This is a genomic window from Methylobacterium sp. J-090, from assembly GCF_022829345.1.
Classification (GTDB): domain Bacteria; phylum Pseudomonadota; class Alphaproteobacteria; order Rhizobiales; family Beijerinckiaceae; genus Methylobacterium.
The window spans coordinates 1-15,546 of record NZ_JAKSXV010000114.1; the positions used below are offsets into that span (position 1 = coordinate 1).

Here is a 15,546-nt window from a genome sequence, read left to right on the forward strand (position 1 = left end):
AACACCCAAGAGACAAAAACAGTGGATCATCCAGCCAAAGCCGGATCATCCATCCGATAAATCGTCTCCAAGATGTACCGGCACCGCCGCCAGACCCTCAAGTCCCGCTGGCCGCCGCCGATGACCGGGGTATACGGACCTCCCATCGCCCCGTCAACACCCCAGATGACAGGGAGGCGAAATTTTTGCGGCGGGCCCGGCGAAAGCCGCCCTTGCGCCTCCTGGGCCGCGCAAGGGGCACTTCCGGCAGGATATGCCATCCCTCGACCCCCAAAACCCCTCCCCTCCCCCGCGCAGCCACCCTCGGACACCGCTCCGCACGCATCCTGCGTCGCGAAGCCCCCCTCCCCCGCTGCTCAGGTGGAACGATCGTTCCGGGACCGCAGGGCATCGCGCAGGGTGTAGGCGAGTGCACCGAGCACCATGGCCGCGAGGGTGAACCAGGTCAGTGCGTAGACGAGGTGGTTGTCGGGGAACGCCACGATGGTGAGGCCGCCGAGCGGCAGCCCACCGGGATTGGGCGTCGCGTCGGCATCGACGAAGTACGGTGCCGCCCCCGGGAGCCCGCGCGCCGCCGCGATGCCTGCGACATCCCGCGAGTACCAGCGTCCCCCGGCCGGATCGTTGCTTCGCAGAAAAGCGCCGCCGGGTTCGGTGAGGCGCAGGAGCCCGGTGACGCGCACGGGGCCGGTGACCTGGCCCGCCGCCCGCGTGGCGGGGTCGCGCCGCTCCTTCGGCACGAAGCCGCGATTGATCAGGACCGTCCGGCCCTCTCCCTCCAGGGGGGTCAGCACCCAGAACCCCGGTCCGGCCTCGGTCACGGCCTGGACCAGGGTCTCGCGGTCATGGGCGAACACGCCGTCGGCGAAGACGCGGGCATAGGGATCGCAGGGACAAACGATCGGGGCCGCGACGGCGGCGGCGTGGATGCGGGCGTCCACGCGGGCGACGAGGTCGTGCTTCCAGGCGCGGCGCTGGAGCTGCCAGGTCCCGAGGGCGACGAGCGCCGCCGCCACGAGACAGGCGCCGACGGCAAAGCCCCACAAGCCCGGACGCAAGCGGGCCGCGCTCATCGAACGCGGCCCGTTTGCAGGATCGACACGACCGCCATCATCGAACGCGGCCGACCGTAGAAAATCAATGCTGGTGCTGGTGCGGCGGCGGGGCCGCCGTCCCCGGCTCGACCGGCACCGATTCGGCTGCCGGCATGTGCATGCCGTGGTCGGCGGGCATCATGTTGGTGTCGAGATGGTACATCACCCAGACCGAGCCCACGAGGGTGATGAGCACCAGGGTCAGGGTGAAGATCAGCGCCAGGATGGTCCAGCCGCCCTCGGACTTCGTGTTCATGTGGAGGAAGTAGACCATGTGGACCACGATCTGCACCACGGCGAAGCCCATGACGACGATGCCGGTGAGGCGCGGGCTCCCGAGCACGTCGCTCATCACCAGCCAGAACGGGATCGCGGTCAGCACCACCGACAGGAGGAAGCCCGTCATGTAGCCCCGGAACGAGCCGTGGCCGCCCGGCTCCTCGTGCACCTCGCGGCCGCTGCCGCGCGTGTGCAGGTCCTCCGATGCGACGCTCATCTAAAGGACTCCCATGAGGTAGACGAAGGTGAACACGCCGATCCAGACCACGTCGAGGAAGTGCCAGAACATCGACAGGCACATCAGGCGGCGCTTGTTCTCGTCGCCGAGCCCGCGCATCTGGACCTGCACCATCAGGATCACGAGCCAGACGATGCCGAGGCTCACGTGCAGGCCGTGGGTGCCCACCAGGGTGAAGAAGGCCGACAGGAACGCGCTGCGCTGGGGCGTCGCGCCCTCATGGATGAGGTGCTGGAACTCGTAGAGTTCGAGGCCGATGAAGCACAGGCCGAACAGGCCGGTGACGGCGAGCCAGAGCTGCATCCGGCCGCGCTTCTCCTTCTCCATCTCCAGCATGGCGAAGCCGTAGGTGATGGAGGAGAACAGCAGCATCGAGGTGTTGAGGGCGACGAGCTTGAGGTCGAACAGGTCCTTCGGCGACGGCCCGGCGGCGTAGTTGCGCCCGAGCACGGCGTAGACCGCGAACAGGGCCGCGAAGATGAGGCAATCGCTCATCAGGTAGAGCCAGAAGCCCAGCATCGTCCCACCCTCGGGATGGTGCTTGCCGTGCGTGTCGACGAAGACCGGGGTGTCCCCCGGCCCCTTGAAGTCGTCGGCGGTCAGGGCCGCCGTGGAATGCGCTGCCATGGTGCTCAGACTCGTTCCGCGAGAAGGGCCGTGCGCGCATTCTCCGTCCGGACGACCTCGTCGGCGTGAATGTAGAAGTCGCGGGCGTAGTTGAAGGTGTGGCCGATGGTGACGACCACCAGCGCCGCGAAGGTCAGGGCCGCGAGCCACCAGATGTACCAGATCATCGCGAACGAGAAGACGATGGAGATCATGCCGAGGATGAGGCCCGTCGCGGTGCCGCGCGGCATGTGGATCTTGCTGAAGCCGCTCACGGGCCGGACGTAGCCGCGCTTCTTCATGTCCCACCACGCGTCATGGTCGTGGACCACGGGCGTGAAGGCGAAGTTGTAGTCCGGCGGCGGCGACGAGGTCGCCCATTCGAGGGTGCGGCCGTTCCACGGATCGCCGGTGAGGTCGCGCAGTTCCTCGCGCTTGAGGAAGCTCACCACCAGGGTCACGATGAACGACGCGATGCCGAGCAGGATCAGGAAGGCGCCGAAGGCCGCGATGACGAACCAGATCTGCAGCGACGGGTCGTCGAAGTGCTGGACCCGGCGCGTCACGCCCATGAGGCCGAGGATGTAGAGCGGCATGAAGGCGAACCAGAAGCCGGTGAGCCAGAACCAGAACGACATCTTCCCCCAGAACGCGTCGAGCTTGTAGCCGAAGGCCTTCGGGAACCAGTAGGTGATCCCGGCCAGCATCCCGAACAGCACGCCGCCGATGATGACGTTGTGGAAGTGGGCGATGAGGAACAGGGAGTTGTGCAGCACGAAGTCGGCCGGGGGTACGGCGAGCAGCACGCCGGTCATGCCGCCGACGGTGAAGGTCACCATGAAGCCGACGGTCCAGAGCATCGGCACGTCGAAGTCGATGCGGCCCTTGTACATGGTGAACAGCCAGTTGAAGATCTTGGCGCCCGTCGGGATCGAGATGATCATCGTCGTGATGCCGAAGAACGAATTCACGCTGGCGCCCGAGCCCATGGTGAAGAAGTGGTGCAGCCAGACGAGGTAGGACAGGATCGTGATCACCACGGTCGCGTAGACCATGGACGCGTAGCCGAAGAGGCGCTTGCGCGAGAAGGTGGCGGTGATCTCGGAGAACACCCCGAAGGCCGGCAGGATCAGGATGTAGACCTCCGGGTGACCCCAGATCCAGATGAGGTTCACGTACATCATCGGGTTGCCGCCGAGGTCGTTCGAGAAGAAATGCGTGCCCACGTAGCGGTCGAGGGACAGCATCGCCAGAACGGCGGTGAGGATCGGGAAGGCGGCGACGATGAGGATGTTGGTGCAGAGCGCCGTCCAGGTGAAGATCGGCATGCGCATCATGCCCATGCCGGGGGCCCGCATCTTCACGATGGTGGCGATGAGGTTGATGCCCGAGAGCAATGTGCCGATGCCGGCGATCTGCAGGGCCCAGATATAATAGTCGACGCCGACGCCCGGACTCATGGCGGGCCCCGAAAGCGGCGGGTAGGCGAGCCAGCCCGTGCGGGCGAACTCGCCGACGAACAGCGAGGCCATCACCGTCACGGCGCCGGCCACCGTCATCCAGAAGCTGAAATTGTTGAGGAACGGGAAGGCCACGTCGCGGGCGCCGATCTGGAGCGGCACGACGAAGTTCATCAGGCCCGTCACCAGCGGCATCGCGACGAAGAAGATCATGATCACGCCGTGGGCCGTGAAGATCTGATCGTAGTGGTGCGGCGGCAGGTAGCCCTCGTTGGGGCCGAACGCCATGGCCTGCTGGGCGCGCATCATCAGCGCGTCGGCAAAGCCCCGCAGGAGCATGACGAGGGCCAGGACGATGTACATGATGCCGATCTTCTTGTGATCGACGCTCGTGAACCAGTCCCGCCACAGGGGTCCCCAGAGGCGGAAATAGGTGAGTCCGCCGAGCACCGCGAGACCGCCGAGGCCGACCATGGCGAAGGTGATGAGCAGGATCGGCTCATGCAGGGGCACGGCGTCGAGGGTCAGCCGCCCGAACAGGAGCTTCTGAAGGTCCGGATTGGAGAACATGGGCCTGTCTCGTGAGAGGAGTGCCGAATGGGGCTGCGGGCGGGCGTGAGCGTCCGCGCTACTTGTTGAGCTGGCCGGGGGCGACGGGATCGGCTCCCGCGGGCCCGTCGCTCTTGGTTCCGTCGCTCTTGGTTCCGTCGCCGGCCGGGGCGGCGGGGGTCGCGTCCCCGGTCGCATGACCGGAATGATCGTGTCCCGAGTGGTCCGCTCCCGAGTGCGGCTTGACCTCGGGCGCTATGGATTTCGGCTTCATGCCCTGGGGCTGCTCGGGGCTGTGCGAGGAGCGCCCGGAACCGCCCACGGTGGCGGCGTTGCCCTCGTCGCCGCGCTCGGCGTAGCGGTTGTCGTATTCGAGGCGGGCGCGGTTGGCGTGGCTGTCCTTGCCGGCGCCGCCCTTGGCGTCGATGGCCATCATCTCGTGCATGCACATCTTGCCCGGCACGGCGCACATGTTGAGGACCTGCCCGTAGAGGCCGGGCGCCACCGAGGAGAAGAACGTCACGGGCTCGCGCTCGCTCGGCCGCTCGAGTTCGAGGTAGGCGTCGCGGCTGAGCGGCTTGTTCGCCGCCTTGGCCTTGGCGACCCATTCGTCGAAGCCGGCCTGATCGAGGCCGACGAAGCGGAAGTTCATGCGCGAAAAGCCCGAGCCGCTGTAATTGGCCGACATGCCCTCGAAGGTGCCGGGCTTGTTGATCACCGCGTGCAGCTTCGTCTCCATGCCGGGCATGGCGTAGATCTGCCCGGCCAGCGCGGGAATGAAGAACGAGTTCATCACCGTGGCGGCCGTGATCTTGAAGGTGATGGGCACATCGACGGGGGCGGCGATCTCGTTGACGGTGGCGATGCCCTGATCTGGGTAGAAGAACAGCCACTTCCAATCGAGTGCGACGACCTCGATGACCAGGGGCTTCACGTCCTTCGGCAGGGGCCGCGACGCGTCGAGGCGGCTGAGCGGCCGGTACGGATCGAGGGTGTGGGTGCTGATCCAGGTCAGCGCGCCCAGAGCGATGACGATCACCAGGGGGGCCGACCAGATCAGCACCTCGAGATGGGTCGAGTGATGCCAGTCGGGCTCGTAGGCCGCCTCCTTGTTCGACTGGCGATAGTGCCAGGCGAAGAACAGGGTCACGAGGATCACCGGGATGATGATCAGCAGCATCAGTCCGGTGGAGGCCAGGATGAGGTCGCGCTGCCGCATGGCGATGTCGCCCGACGGCCGCATGAGCACCATGTTGCAGCCGGACAGGAGGCCGAACACGGGCAGGAGGAGGAGCGTGCGAAGGATTCTGACGGTCATGGGATCGGCTGACGCGGACTCGATGATGCCGCCCGTGCCGTGCCGCCGATGAGCGTCACGTCGAACGTGCCGCCTAGTGCGATGCAACAGACCGGCCTGACAAGGGGAAAGGTATGCTCTCAGGTAGGCGCTCGGAGCATAGCCAAACCCTTTCCCCCGAGGCAATGTCCCTTACCGCCTCAGGGGCACCGTGACGGGTGCGACAGGGCGGCGGGCCTTGCGCTTTGACGCGGGCCCGCCTCAGGCCATAATCAGCACACCGACGGGGCGCGGCGCCGCGTGCGAGGCCGCCGCCCTCCGGACCTCAGATCCGCCCTCCGGGCACCAAGCCGGCCCGCATTCCGGGCCCCAAGCCAGTGAGCACACGTGCCCCGATGAGCGCAAACACCGCAGTGCCGTCCTCGTCGGAGGCGGAGCGCCACGCCCACGAGACCTCCTCGGACCACACGGTGGCGCCGGGCGAGATCGCCATCGGCGTGGTGATCGGCCGCGCCGCCGAGTATTTCGACTTCTTCGTCTACGGCATCGCCTCGGTGCTGATCTTTCCGAAGGTGTTCTTCCCGTTCGCGACCCCGCTCGCCGGCACGCTCTATTCCTTCGCCCTGTTCGCCCTCGCCTTCGTCGCCCGGCCCATCGGCTCGGCGATCTTCACGGAGATCGACCGGCGCCACGGGCGCGGGGTCAAGCTCACCATCGCGCTGTTCCTTCTTGGCGGCTCCACGGCGGCCATCGCGTTCCTGCCGAACTACGCGACGCTCGGCGCCACCACGATCTGGCTGCTCGCCGCCTTCCGTTTCGGCCAGGGCCTGGCGCTGGGCGGCGCCTGGGACGGTCTGGCGTCGCTGCTCGCGCTCAACGCCCCCGAGGGTAAGCGGGGCTGGTACGCGATGATGCCGCAGCTCGGCGCGCCCATCGGCTTCATGCTGGCCTCGGCCCTGTTCGCGTTCTTCCTCGCCAACCTGTCGGAGGCGGACTTCCTCGATTTCGGCTGGCGCTACCCGTTCTTCGTCGCCTTCACCATCAACGTGGTCGCGCTGTTCGCCCGCCTGCGCCTCGTGGCGACGGAGGAATTCGTCCGCCTCATCGAGATGCGCGAGCTCGAGCCGACGCCGGTGTTCGAGACCGTGCGGGTCCATGGCCGCGACATCCTCGTCGGCGCCTTCGTGCCCCTGGCGAGCTTTGCGTTGTTCCACCTCGTGACGGTGTTCCCGATCTCGTGGATCAACCTGTTCACCCAGCGCTCGGTCGGCGAGTTCCTCATGGTGCAGTTCGCCGGCGCCATGGTGGGGGCCGGCGCCATCGTGATCTCAGGGATCGTCGCCGACCAGATCGGGCGGCGCACCCTGGTGGCGGTCGCGGCCGGCCTGATCCTGCTGTTCGCCCTCGGCAGCATCGTCGCCCCGCTGCTCGTCGGCGACAGCGAGGTCGGGCAGACCATCTACGTGCTCGTCGGCTTCGGCCTGCTCGGCCTGTCCTACGGCCAGACCTCGGGCTCGGTGACGAGCAACCTCGGCACCCGCTACCGCTACACCGGCGCGGCCCTCACCTCGGATCTGGCCTGGCTCATCGGCGCCGGTTTCGCGCCGCTCGTGGCGCTGAGCCTGTCGAGCGAGTTCGGCCTCGCCTGGGTCGGCGTCTACCTGCTGTCGGGTGCCGTCGCGACCCTCGCCGCTCTGGGCTACAACCGGCGCACCACGGCGGCGGGCTGAGCGGAACGCCGTTCCACGAGGGCGTGGAACGGCGCGTCCCGCCTCACGCGGACCGATCGCGCCCGGCCTCGGGCGCGGCGTCCTCGTCCTCGTCATCGGCCGTGGGGATCGCGTAGCGGTCCGTGAGCCAGCGCCCGAGATCGACGTCGGCGCAGCGTGCCGAGCAGAACGGCCGGAACTCCGCCTTGGCCTTCTTGGCGCAGATGGGGCAGGCTTCCTCGGGGGAAGTAGGCCAGGGAATCGGGCCGGTCATGGGATAGTCCCCCAAGCTTCGCGAACGGGAAAACCCTCGCCTTCCAAGAGGCTTAGGGTCTCATAGAGCGGCAGCCCGACGACCGCGCTCTGCGAGCCGACGAGCTTGACCACGAAGGCGGCGGCGAGCCCCTGGATGGCGTAGCCGCCAGCCTTGCCGCGCCATTCCTCCGAGGCGATGTAGGCCTCGATCTCCCGGCCCGACAGGCGCTTGAACCGCACCCGGGTCTCGACGAGGCGCTCGCGCCGGGTCCCCTTCGGCGAGAGCAGGCACACCGCCGTGTAGACCCGGTGCTGGCGCCCCGAGAGCAGGCGCAGGCAGTCGGCCGCCTCGTCGGCCACCTCGGCCTTCGGCAGGACGCGGCGCCCCACCGCCACGACGGTATCGGCTGCAATCACAAAGGCTTGGCGCATGTCGTCCCGCCGCCGCGCCGCGTCGCCCGCGACGCCGAGCTTGTCGCGGGCGAGGCGCCGGGCGAGCTCGCGCGGCGTCTCGGACTTGCGCGGCGTCTCGTCGACATCCGCCGGCAGCAGCGCATCGGGCTCGATCCCGACCTGCTGCAGAAGGGCGAGGCGCCGGGGCGACGCCGAGGCGAGGACGAGGCGGGCCGCCTGCGGCGGGGGCGGGATGGGAGCGTCGGCCATCGTCACGTGCGAACCGTCATGCGAAATAAGGTATCCACCGGAAGAACTTAGGAGGAAATCGATCGGCCCCGGACGGAACCGCCCGGCGCGCCGCCGGACGCTATCGGAATCCGACCCGAATGGGAACGCACGCCCCCCGCCATCAAGGCCGTGGACAACGCGACCGTCTCTGGTATGGTCCCGATCGCGGCCCCCACAGCCGCACCGCCGGCCCAGGGCCGCGGCTCGCGGGCGTAGTTCAGTGGTAGAACGTCAGCTTCCCAAGCTGAATATGAGGGTTCGATTCCCGCCGCCCGCTCCATTTACTTTCAGGTACTTAGCGCCGGTTTCTGGTATCTCCGCCCCGATGGATACCAGTTTGGATACCAGCCTCAGGGCATATCCTCCTAGGCTTTGATCGCTCTGCAGACGACCCCTTCACAGATCCCTCAGCGATTCGGCGTCCTCGTCCGACATCTCCGCGAACCCGGCCTCGGGCTTTCTGGGCTTGGCGAACATCTCGTGCCGGACCCTGGGCTTCGCGCTCTTGATTACGTCGGCCGCGAGCTCCGCGAAGGCGCGGTACGTGGATGCCTCGCGATAGGTCGTCACCTTCCCGTGCCGGAATACCGCCACGCGGTGCAGGTCCGTCATCTCGGCAAGCGGCTTCCTTGAGATGACGCAGGTCTCCAAGGGCCACGTGAACGAGTGCTTCATGAACTTCACGACGGTGCCGTAGCGCGTCTCAGGGTCTCCCTTCGAGACGACGGGCTCCCGTACGATGCGCGCCTCGAAGGGCCGGCCAAGCAGGAACTCCCTCACCCCGTCCTCCATGCGGCAATTGAGGAAATGGGGATCGCACTCAAGCTCCTCCCTCCTGCGCGTGATCCATGTCTGTACGGGAACCCTCAAGCCCGGCCACCACGGCACACGCTTCCGAAGGGTGACTGCGACGAATATATGCGACTTCCACATGTGCGTTCACTGAGATGGCATCCAGAAGCAGATTCCGTCCCCAGTAACCCTAGGTTCTTACCTCCACGTAATTATTGCCCCCTATCCAAGGTGGCATGTCGCTTTATCCCATCGCACCGATCTACCCGATACGTCCTTTCCTGGAGGAGAACTTCCAGTCGTATTGGACATCATCCGAGGTCGGGCAGCCCTGGCAGGTCGAGCGGGAAGCAAAGATCATGGAGTGCCGGCGGGCGGTCTCAACACCGTCAGACCTGATGAGGCGCGGGATCGAGATGAGGCGGTTGAAGGATGCCCTCGACCGCATGCCGCATCCGTCGTGGGGTGAGGCGCCCCCGATGTCCCGGTCGGGCATCAGGCCGCGCACCGATCTACGGTACGTCGGGACCTACGTCATCGTGGAGTTGACGGCTGACGAGTGTGCGCACCTTTCCCGCGAGATGATCCTGGCAGACGGCGAGCGGGGCAATCCTTCCGACTGGCATAACAGTCTCGCGAACTTCGGCATGAGCGCCGGATGCGGAGGTGGGGGTAAACCGACCAGGGAGAAGATGCGTGTGCTGGTCGAGGACCTGGCAGAATTCCGCACGAATGAACGGTGCACGTCCGGCGAGTGGGGCTCGCTCATCGACGGGCTGTGCCGAACCAGGGACGACGAGCCCCGCATCCGAGGCCTGTTCGAGCAGGCCTCGGGCATCACCGACGAGATGTTGTGGGGCCTGAAGGAATCCGCTCAGGCGCACGAGAAGGCACGGGCGGCCATCGAGGCGCTCAACCTGCGGCGTGAGGAGCTCTACACAGCCGGCACGGACGCCCCCCGGGCTCACATCAACTGGCGGCTGTTTCACCCTGTCGAAGCGCCCGAGACCTAGCGCCTCTCCCGGCCGACGAACTCTCCCCCGCACGCCGGGCACCTCACGACCACGTTCAAAGCGGCCGCCTGCAACTTCTCGACCGCCGCCGCGGCCCGCCCGGCCGGCAGCACCTGCTCGATCAGGACGCAATCCTCGGCCCGGTAGATCTTATCGGCCCCGAACGCGAACACCCGGGAGGCGACATCGTCGCTGAAACTGACCTGCGCGGGCGTCGGGGTCGGGTGCCCCCATACCGCCGAGGTGATCCACCAAAACTCTTCTCGGCCGCTCATGGGGTCGCCTTCCTCCGGTGGGCGAGCGCCCGGACGGCGGCCGCCAGGATGGCACGGCACTCGCGATGGACCCCGTCGCCCGGGGCGAGGTCCTCGTCGCAGCAGCAGGGCGTCTCCTCCGGGGGCCACTCCGTGCGAAGGCGCTCGCCGTCGGGGCCGTTGTAGTCCGGGCCGAGCGAGGCATGCCCCGTGAGCGCGCACAGGCCTGAGGTGACGTAGAACCCCGGCAGGGCAAGGGCGACGAACTTGCGGGCTTCATCGAGGCTTGCCGTGTAGGCGGGGATGGATTCTGGCGGGTATACGGTGGTCGCAGTAGGAATCCCCATTCCTACCAGCACGAGTTCCAATCCAGCGTCTACCACCAGATCCAAGCCGCCCGGTTCTGAGAGTTTCACGTGAAGATAGGCTAGCCGGTTGTCCATCTCGGACCGCCCGATGGCAGAAGTATCGAGTTCCTTCATCGTGTTTCTCCCTGATCGAGCCGCTCCATGGCTCCCTTATTTGAGGTCTGCTCGCCCTGCACGGTGCGTCGGGCGAACGCCAGGCCGGCCTTCCATCCGTGGCGGGCAGCGGCTGTCTTGGCGTCCATGAACAGGTAGTGGAGGGGGTGCTCCTCCATGTCGAACTTCTGGTCCTTCGCCCACGTCTCCCACGCCTCGATCTCCTCGTCCAAGCACGGGGTCAGCGCTTCCTCCGGGTGTGCGCCAGCGTGCTGCCCCTCTCGCCAGGTCAGGTACGCCTCGGCGCCGTCGAACAGGTCGGTCCAGTGGGGGTGGACGAAGTCGCCCTTGCCGGGGGCGCCGGCCTCGCCGCGGGTCAGCCCGATACCGGTCATGTCGATCATGCCCTCGGCGTCGAAGGCATGCTGGTACCCGGCGGCCTCCAGCAGCTTCCGGATCTCGTCGTAGGCGGGGGCCGAGATGGCGAGCTCGGCAACGGTGTGGGTGTGCGTCCGGGTCATGCTGTGCTCCTGTCCTGCCAGTCCGGGTTGACCGCGGCGAGCGCCCGCAGCAGGTCGCGCCCCCTGCGCGTCAAGCCCACCTCGCCGTGGTCATCGACGTCCCGGAACCATGTGCGACCCCGGCGGTGGCCGCGGCCGAAGCTCTCCAGCAGGTCCTCGTAGTCGACCTCGCCAAGGGTGCCGCCCTCGACGCAGCCGGCCGCGGTAGCGTGATCGCAGTCCTGCTCCATCAGGGTGTCGACCGCCCAGTAGACGAAGAGGCGGTCTCCATCTGGGACGCCATGGGCCGCGAACACCGGGGCGAGCTGAGCGATGGCGAGGGTCTCGCGCTCGGTCATGCGAGCCTCACAGAGTAGGTGCCGTCCCCATGGTGGGTGGTCACCTCCACGTCCTGATCGCCCAAGAAGACCTCGCCCTCGGGCCTGACGGTCAGGTTGGCGAGCACGTCATCGACGGTCATCCCCGCGGGCGGGGTCCACTTGCCATTCTCGACCGCGGCCCTGATCCAGTCGTGGAGAGCCGTCCCGACATTGCTGACCGGCTTGGTGGTGATTTCAGGAGCCATAGGTCGGGCACTCCTCTTCGGTTGGGCGGCGACCGCGGACGCTCCCCTCCAGGCAGTCCGCGTAGGGCATGCCGCAGGGGCACCGGGATTCCTCCGGGTAGCTCTCTTTCGAGACGCCCTCGACCTTCCACCGGTCGATCTCGGCGAGGGTCTGCTTGACGTTAGCGTGCATCGTCTCGGGCCACTCGTCGTGGAACATCTCCCGCAGGCCGTTCCCGTCTCGCCAGGAAACCTTCAGCAGGTTGCGGAGCTCGACCTGCGTCAGGGTAATGGTCTCCGGATCGGCCTCCTTCGCCGGATCGGCCTCCTTCGCCAGCAGCTCGTGAAGGCGCTTGTCGATGCAGGTCAGGCAGACGTAGCCTTCCATGGCGTCGACCCGGAGAGGGGTATGCTTCCGCTCCCCGCAGCTGGCGCATCGCGTGGCCTGCTCGTGCCGGAACCGTGCGGACCGAAGCTCGGTGACGGCTTCGTTGCGGCCGCGGTTAGCCTCGACGATGCCTTCACGCATCCGGTCCCGGGCGTCCCGGATATGCGCGACGCAGGCCGGAACGTCGACGAGGTACTCGCGCTCGGCGAAGCGGTCCGGATTCCTGCGGTAGAACTCTGACCCATCGGGGGTGAGCCCGATCAGGGCGTCTTCGGCCGCCTTGGCGCGGGTGGCCTCTTCCTCTCGCCGGGCCCGCTGCCAGTCGACCCCATCCATGAGCTCCAGCACCCGCGAGGCGAGCTCGTCCTTCGTGCGGTTCATGAGCGAGCGCCGGGTGACGCGGGAGGTGACCTCGAAGACGGGCATCAGCTTACGACCTCCCAGTCCTCGGCGAGGATGTCCGTCGGGCTCAGGTCCCTCGGCTCCCACTCGTCTTCGCCGGGGGAGAAGGTCCACTGAGCCTTCAGGGTGCCTCCCTCGATCCGCCAGCACGAGTCGTCCTCCCACCCCTTCCGGTGGATGCGTGCCCCTTCGGTGCGCGCCAGGTACAGGGCCGAGCTGAAGTCCATGCCGTCGTCGGCGGCGGCGTCGCCGTAACCGGAAGCGTGCCCCCGGTACCGGGCGATCAGCCCCTCGACGCGGGCCTCCGAGAACTCGGCGCCGGCCCAGGCCTCGATGACGTGGATCACCTCGTGAACCATCGTGTCGGCGATGGTCTCGGCAAGCTCGGCCCGGGTCCCGTCGGTCACGGCATGCGACAGCAGGATCGCCGACAGGTCGATGGCGCAGAATGCCTTCCCGTCCGGGAAGGGCTTGCCCTCCTGGTGCAGGTAGGCCGCGAAGCCCGGCATGAAGTCGTGCTGGCGGAACTCGACGGTGATGCCCGAGGGCGTGACGTGCTCGCCCATGATCAGGCCGTCGCCTGGGCCGTGCCGGGGATGCGATCAATCAGGGCGACGTCGCCGTTGGCCAGGGCGAGCGCGGCCGCTGACACCTTCGCCCCGAGCTCGCAGTTCGAGAACGTCGCGAAGACCTCCTCGTTGTCGACGTCTTCCTCCCAGACGAGGTGGCAGATCTCCGCGTCCTGATCCTTGCACTGGGTCCATTCGGTCAGTCGGTAAGCCATGGTCAGGACCTCCTTGATGCTGCTGCGCGCTGGGCCGCCCGGTTCATCTGCGTGGGAATCCGCAATGGATACGGGGTGACCTTCCGGGACCGGGACGTCACCTCGGCCGCCAGCTTCTCGGAGATGCGGCCCAGCATCGCTTGGATCGCCAGAAATCCGGCGGCGGACGCCTGCTGGAACGCGTCGGGTTCCGCCGGCGCCTCGGCGATGCCCCTAAGCATCTCGGCCTGCGCTGGCGTCGCGACGTAGACCGACGTACCGCCGAGGGAGACGCCGGAGAACGTCGGCTGGACGACCTGCCCCTTCTCGCGGGCGCCCTTGAGCAGGGCCCGGTAGCCGGCCTCGTCCTCGCAGTAGATTCCCGGTGGCATGGCGCCCGGCAGGATCTCGTGCGTGAGCGGGTCGCGGTCTGCGGCGGTGTAGGCGGACTTGTCCCAGCAGGTCGCCATGGCTCAGGCCTCCTCGGTCAGGAGGGCGGCGAGCTCGCGCTGCAGGGTCCGGCGGCCGGCCTTCACGCCGAGGCGCTGCCCGGCGGTGATGCCGTCCTGGTAGATGTTCCAGATTGCCGTCAGCAGATCGGCGGACGGCACCGGACCGGTGAACCTCTTCCCGACCCGATAGACGCACTTGCCGTTGACGAAGAACGCCCACTGGTTGACCGAGGTCAGCCCGTCCTGGGTGTCCCACTCCCGCACCTGCACGGTGCCGTTGGCGATGGTGGCGACCAGTTCGCCGGGGTCGTTCTTCCACCAGTCCTGCGGATCGATGCCGGCCTGCTCGGCATTGTGCCCGCGGATGATGGCCTCGACGTCAGCCTTGACGGAAAGGGTCAGCCAGATCCGCGCGCTGTTCTCGGCAGTGACGGTATCCGTCCGCCCGTAGGCCGCGTCCAAGGAGGGATCGAGCTTCTTGGGCTTCTTCGACTGCAACGTGCAGTGATACCCGTCGTCACGCTGGCAGCGGAGGACGTAGCCGTCGGCCTCGAATTCGATGTGGACGTGATACCGGCGACCGGTGCGCTCGGACAGGGCCGAGACGGTATCGTCCAGCACCTGCTTGATGAGCTCGGCCGGTAGGTGGTCGCGGTAATCGAAAGCGGTGGCGGTGTCTGCGTCGGCCATAGGTCATCCTCGCGATAGTCAGGCGAGGAGTTGGCGGACACACCTTCGGCCGTTGGACCCAGCATGGCGGGAGTGGACCCCGTCACTGGCAGCCGCGCCCTCTCCGGGGGCACTATCAACAGGTATAGGTTGGCACCGTCGATTCGAAAAGGTGACCCACTTGACATGGCAGCTTACAAGCTCAATTTTCTGTGCATGCCCGGAAACGGAGCAGATCGACGGGTTTGGCATTCGCCGGCCCCGCTGATCGTACCCCCCTCGGGGGGCAAACCTTAGTTTAAGTCGTGGGCCACTCCGCCTGTGACGATCCCCCATATCGGGGGGCAGACCAAAGGCCCTGCCAAAACGGCGGGGCCTTTCTCGTTTACGGGTGGGTGCTATCCAGGGCACATGAAGATCGCGCTCACCTACGTCGACGTCGCCACGTTCCACGTTCCGGACGGCTGGATCGCCGTCGGTCATCTCGATGACGGCCCGGCCGTGCTGGCCTACGACCCGGCCCGGATTCCCAATTCCGTCCTCGATGGCGTCCCGACCCCGCTCGACCCGGCTGAGGTCAACCCGGTGCTCGCCGGCGCCATCGAGGACGCGGCGACGCGACTATGGGTGGAGGGTTGGAGCTTCGCGCTCGCGGAATCCTTCGCGATCAATCGTCGGGCGCTGCAGCGGGACCGGCTCGCCAAGAACCCGCTTCACCCAAACATTCTGCGAACCCTAGGCGCCGTCTCGGAAGGCCCTGATGCCGAGGGCATGGGGCGCATCCTTCGGGCCCTGGCCGCGTACGCCACGTCATACGGCGAGGGGCACGCGATGCTGGACCGCATCGACGATGCCGGCCGGGTGGCGCGGAACGCCATCGAGGCCCTCCGTCAAGTCCACACGGGACGCCCGATCCGTCCGGAACCTGAGGATAGAGACAAGTCTAAGGACTGAGGTCTCCATTCATTAGGACGCGCCTGCTATATCAGCGTGTTCCCTACCGCCTGAGGCTCAAGCCACACGCGGCAACCCGGTGCAACCGAACATGCCCACGCGCGAAGCGCTTCGTTGCGAACCCCTTGAGTACGTCCTCTCCGGAGAGACCGGCTACTACCG

21 protein-coding genes and 1 tRNA gene are annotated in these 15,546 nt (G+C 67.1%); 4 read left to right on the forward strand and 18 right to left on the reverse strand.

Going from position 1 to position 15,546, the window contains the following annotated elements; translation table 11 throughout:
- Positions 1-356 precede the first annotated feature (356 nt).
- From MKK49_RS23420 to cyoA, 5 genes are all read right to left on the reverse strand, one after another.
- On the reverse strand, positions 357-1,073 hold the full coding sequence (locus MKK49_RS23420) for an SURF1 family protein (protein WP_244032426.1): 717 nt from the start codon (positions 1,071-1,073) through the stop codon (positions 357-359).
- Between the two features lie 64 nt (positions 1,074-1,137).
- Positions 1,138-1,590, reverse strand: coding sequence for a cytochrome o ubiquinol oxidase subunit IV (cyoD, locus tag MKK49_RS23425; RefSeq protein ID WP_244032428.1), 453 nt, complete (start codon positions 1,588-1,590; stop codon positions 1,138-1,140).
- Positions 1,591-2,238 (reverse strand): cytochrome o ubiquinol oxidase subunit III, encoded by a 648-nt coding sequence (gene cyoC, locus MKK49_RS23430; protein ID WP_244032430.1) that lies wholly within the window; start codon positions 2,236-2,238, stop codon positions 1,591-1,593.
- A gap of 5 nt (positions 2,239-2,243) precedes the next feature.
- Positions 2,244-4,247 carry a cytochrome o ubiquinol oxidase subunit I gene (cyoB, locus tag MKK49_RS23435; protein WP_244032431.1) on the reverse strand — a complete coding sequence of 668 codons (2,004 nt, stop codon included), beginning with the start codon at positions 4,245-4,247 and terminating at the stop codon, positions 2,244-2,246.
- Between the two features lie 58 nt (positions 4,248-4,305).
- Positions 4,306-5,544 carry a ubiquinol oxidase subunit II gene (gene cyoA / locus MKK49_RS23440; protein ID WP_244032434.1) on the reverse strand — a complete coding sequence of 413 codons (1,239 nt, stop codon included), beginning with the start codon at positions 5,542-5,544 and terminating at the stop codon, positions 4,306-4,308.
- A 374-nt stretch (positions 5,545-5,918) separates the two neighbouring features.
- Between cyoA and MKK49_RS23445 the strand changes: the two genes are divergently transcribed.
- A complete protein-coding gene (locus MKK49_RS23445; protein ID WP_244032436.1) occupies positions 5,919-7,253 on the forward strand; it encodes an MFS transporter in 1,335 nt (444 codons plus the stop codon).
- Between the two features lie 43 nt (positions 7,254-7,296).
- Here the strand turns inward: MKK49_RS23445 and yacG are convergent, their stop codons facing one another.
- Both yacG and MKK49_RS23455 read right to left on the reverse strand, forming a co-directional pair.
- Positions 7,297-7,506: a DNA gyrase inhibitor YacG gene (yacG, locus tag MKK49_RS23450; protein WP_244032440.1), complete on the reverse strand. Its 210-nt coding sequence runs from the start codon at positions 7,504-7,506 to the stop codon at positions 7,297-7,299.
- Complete coding sequence (locus MKK49_RS23455) at positions 7,503-8,150, reverse strand: Maf-like protein (protein WP_244032443.1); 648 nt, start codon at positions 8,148-8,150, stop codon at positions 7,503-7,505. Before MKK49_RS23455 ends, yacG begins: the two co-directional genes overlap by 4 nt.
- Positions 8,151-8,377: 227 nt before the next feature.
- Between MKK49_RS23455 and MKK49_RS23460 the strand changes: the two genes are divergently transcribed.
- Positions 8,378-8,451, forward strand: a tRNA-Gly gene (locus tag MKK49_RS23460).
- 116 nt (positions 8,452-8,567) lie between these two features.
- Here the strand turns inward: MKK49_RS23460 and MKK49_RS23465 are convergent.
- Entirely contained in the window at positions 8,568-8,951 is a 384-nt protein-coding gene (locus tag MKK49_RS23465) for a hypothetical protein (protein WP_244032445.1), read from the reverse strand.
- A 248-nt stretch (positions 8,952-9,199) separates the two neighbouring features.
- On the opposite strand from MKK49_RS23465, the gene MKK49_RS23470 reads away from it, so the two are divergent.
- The gene (locus tag MKK49_RS23470) at positions 9,200-9,976 is read left to right on the forward strand and encodes a hypothetical protein (RefSeq protein ID WP_244032447.1); all 777 of its coding nucleotides are present in this window, start codon (positions 9,200-9,202) and stop codon (positions 9,974-9,976) included.
- Here MKK49_RS23470 and MKK49_RS23475 read toward each other — a convergent pair.
- Genes MKK49_RS23475 through MKK49_RS23520 form a run of 10 tightly spaced genes read right to left on the reverse strand, consistent with a single transcriptional unit; the run spans position 9,973 to position 14,451 of the window.
- Positions 9,973-10,251 (reverse strand): hypothetical protein, encoded by a 279-nt coding sequence (locus MKK49_RS23475; protein WP_244032450.1) that lies wholly within the window; start codon positions 10,249-10,251, stop codon positions 9,973-9,975. The two genes, MKK49_RS23470 and MKK49_RS23475, sit on opposite strands and share 4 nt — an antisense overlap.
- Positions 10,248-10,712 (reverse strand): hypothetical protein, encoded by a 465-nt coding sequence (locus tag MKK49_RS23480; RefSeq protein WP_244032451.1) that lies wholly within the window; start codon positions 10,710-10,712, stop codon positions 10,248-10,250. Before MKK49_RS23480 ends, MKK49_RS23475 begins: the two co-directional genes overlap by 4 nt.
- Positions 10,709-11,212, reverse strand: coding sequence for a hypothetical protein (locus MKK49_RS23485; RefSeq protein WP_244032454.1), 504 nt, complete (start codon positions 11,210-11,212; stop codon positions 10,709-10,711). The genes MKK49_RS23480 and MKK49_RS23485 overlap by 4 nt, the downstream gene beginning before the upstream one ends.
- The gene (locus MKK49_RS23490) at positions 11,209-11,550 is read right to left on the reverse strand and encodes a hypothetical protein (RefSeq protein WP_244032462.1); all 342 of its coding nucleotides are present in this window, start codon (positions 11,548-11,550) and stop codon (positions 11,209-11,211) included. Before MKK49_RS23490 ends, MKK49_RS23485 begins: the two co-directional genes overlap by 4 nt.
- Positions 11,547-11,777: a hypothetical protein gene (locus MKK49_RS23495; protein WP_244032464.1), complete on the reverse strand. Its 231-nt coding sequence runs from the start codon at positions 11,775-11,777 to the stop codon at positions 11,547-11,549. The genes MKK49_RS23490 and MKK49_RS23495 overlap by 4 nt, the downstream gene beginning before the upstream one ends.
- Entirely contained in the window at positions 11,767-12,570 is an 804-nt protein-coding gene (locus MKK49_RS23500) for a hypothetical protein (RefSeq protein ID WP_244032466.1), read from the reverse strand. The genes MKK49_RS23495 and MKK49_RS23500 overlap by 11 nt, the downstream gene beginning before the upstream one ends.
- A complete protein-coding gene (locus tag MKK49_RS23505) occupies positions 12,570-13,112 on the reverse strand; it encodes a DUF2829 domain-containing protein (protein WP_244032468.1) in 543 nt (180 codons plus the stop codon). Before MKK49_RS23505 ends, MKK49_RS23500 begins: the two co-directional genes overlap by 1 nt.
- 2 nt (positions 13,113-13,114) lie before the next feature.
- The gene (locus MKK49_RS23510; RefSeq protein ID WP_244032470.1) at positions 13,115-13,330 is read right to left on the reverse strand and encodes a hypothetical protein; all 216 of its coding nucleotides are present in this window, start codon (positions 13,328-13,330) and stop codon (positions 13,115-13,117) included.
- Between the two features lie 2 nt (positions 13,331-13,332).
- Positions 13,333-13,779, reverse strand: a complete 447-nt coding sequence (locus MKK49_RS23515; protein ID WP_244032472.1) for a hypothetical protein — start codon at positions 13,777-13,779, stop codon at positions 13,333-13,335.
- 3 nt (positions 13,780-13,782) lie between these two features.
- Positions 13,783-14,451 carry a hypothetical protein gene (locus tag MKK49_RS23520; RefSeq protein ID WP_244032474.1) on the reverse strand — a complete coding sequence of 223 codons (669 nt, stop codon included), beginning with the start codon at positions 14,449-14,451 and terminating at the stop codon, positions 13,783-13,785.
- Positions 14,452-14,841: 390 nt separating this feature from the next.
- On the opposite strand from MKK49_RS23520, the gene MKK49_RS23525 reads away from it, so the two are divergent.
- Positions 14,842-15,384 (forward strand): hypothetical protein, encoded by a 543-nt coding sequence (locus tag MKK49_RS23525; RefSeq protein WP_244032476.1) that lies wholly within the window; start codon positions 14,842-14,844, stop codon positions 15,382-15,384.
- Positions 15,385-15,546: the final 162 nt, after the last annotated feature.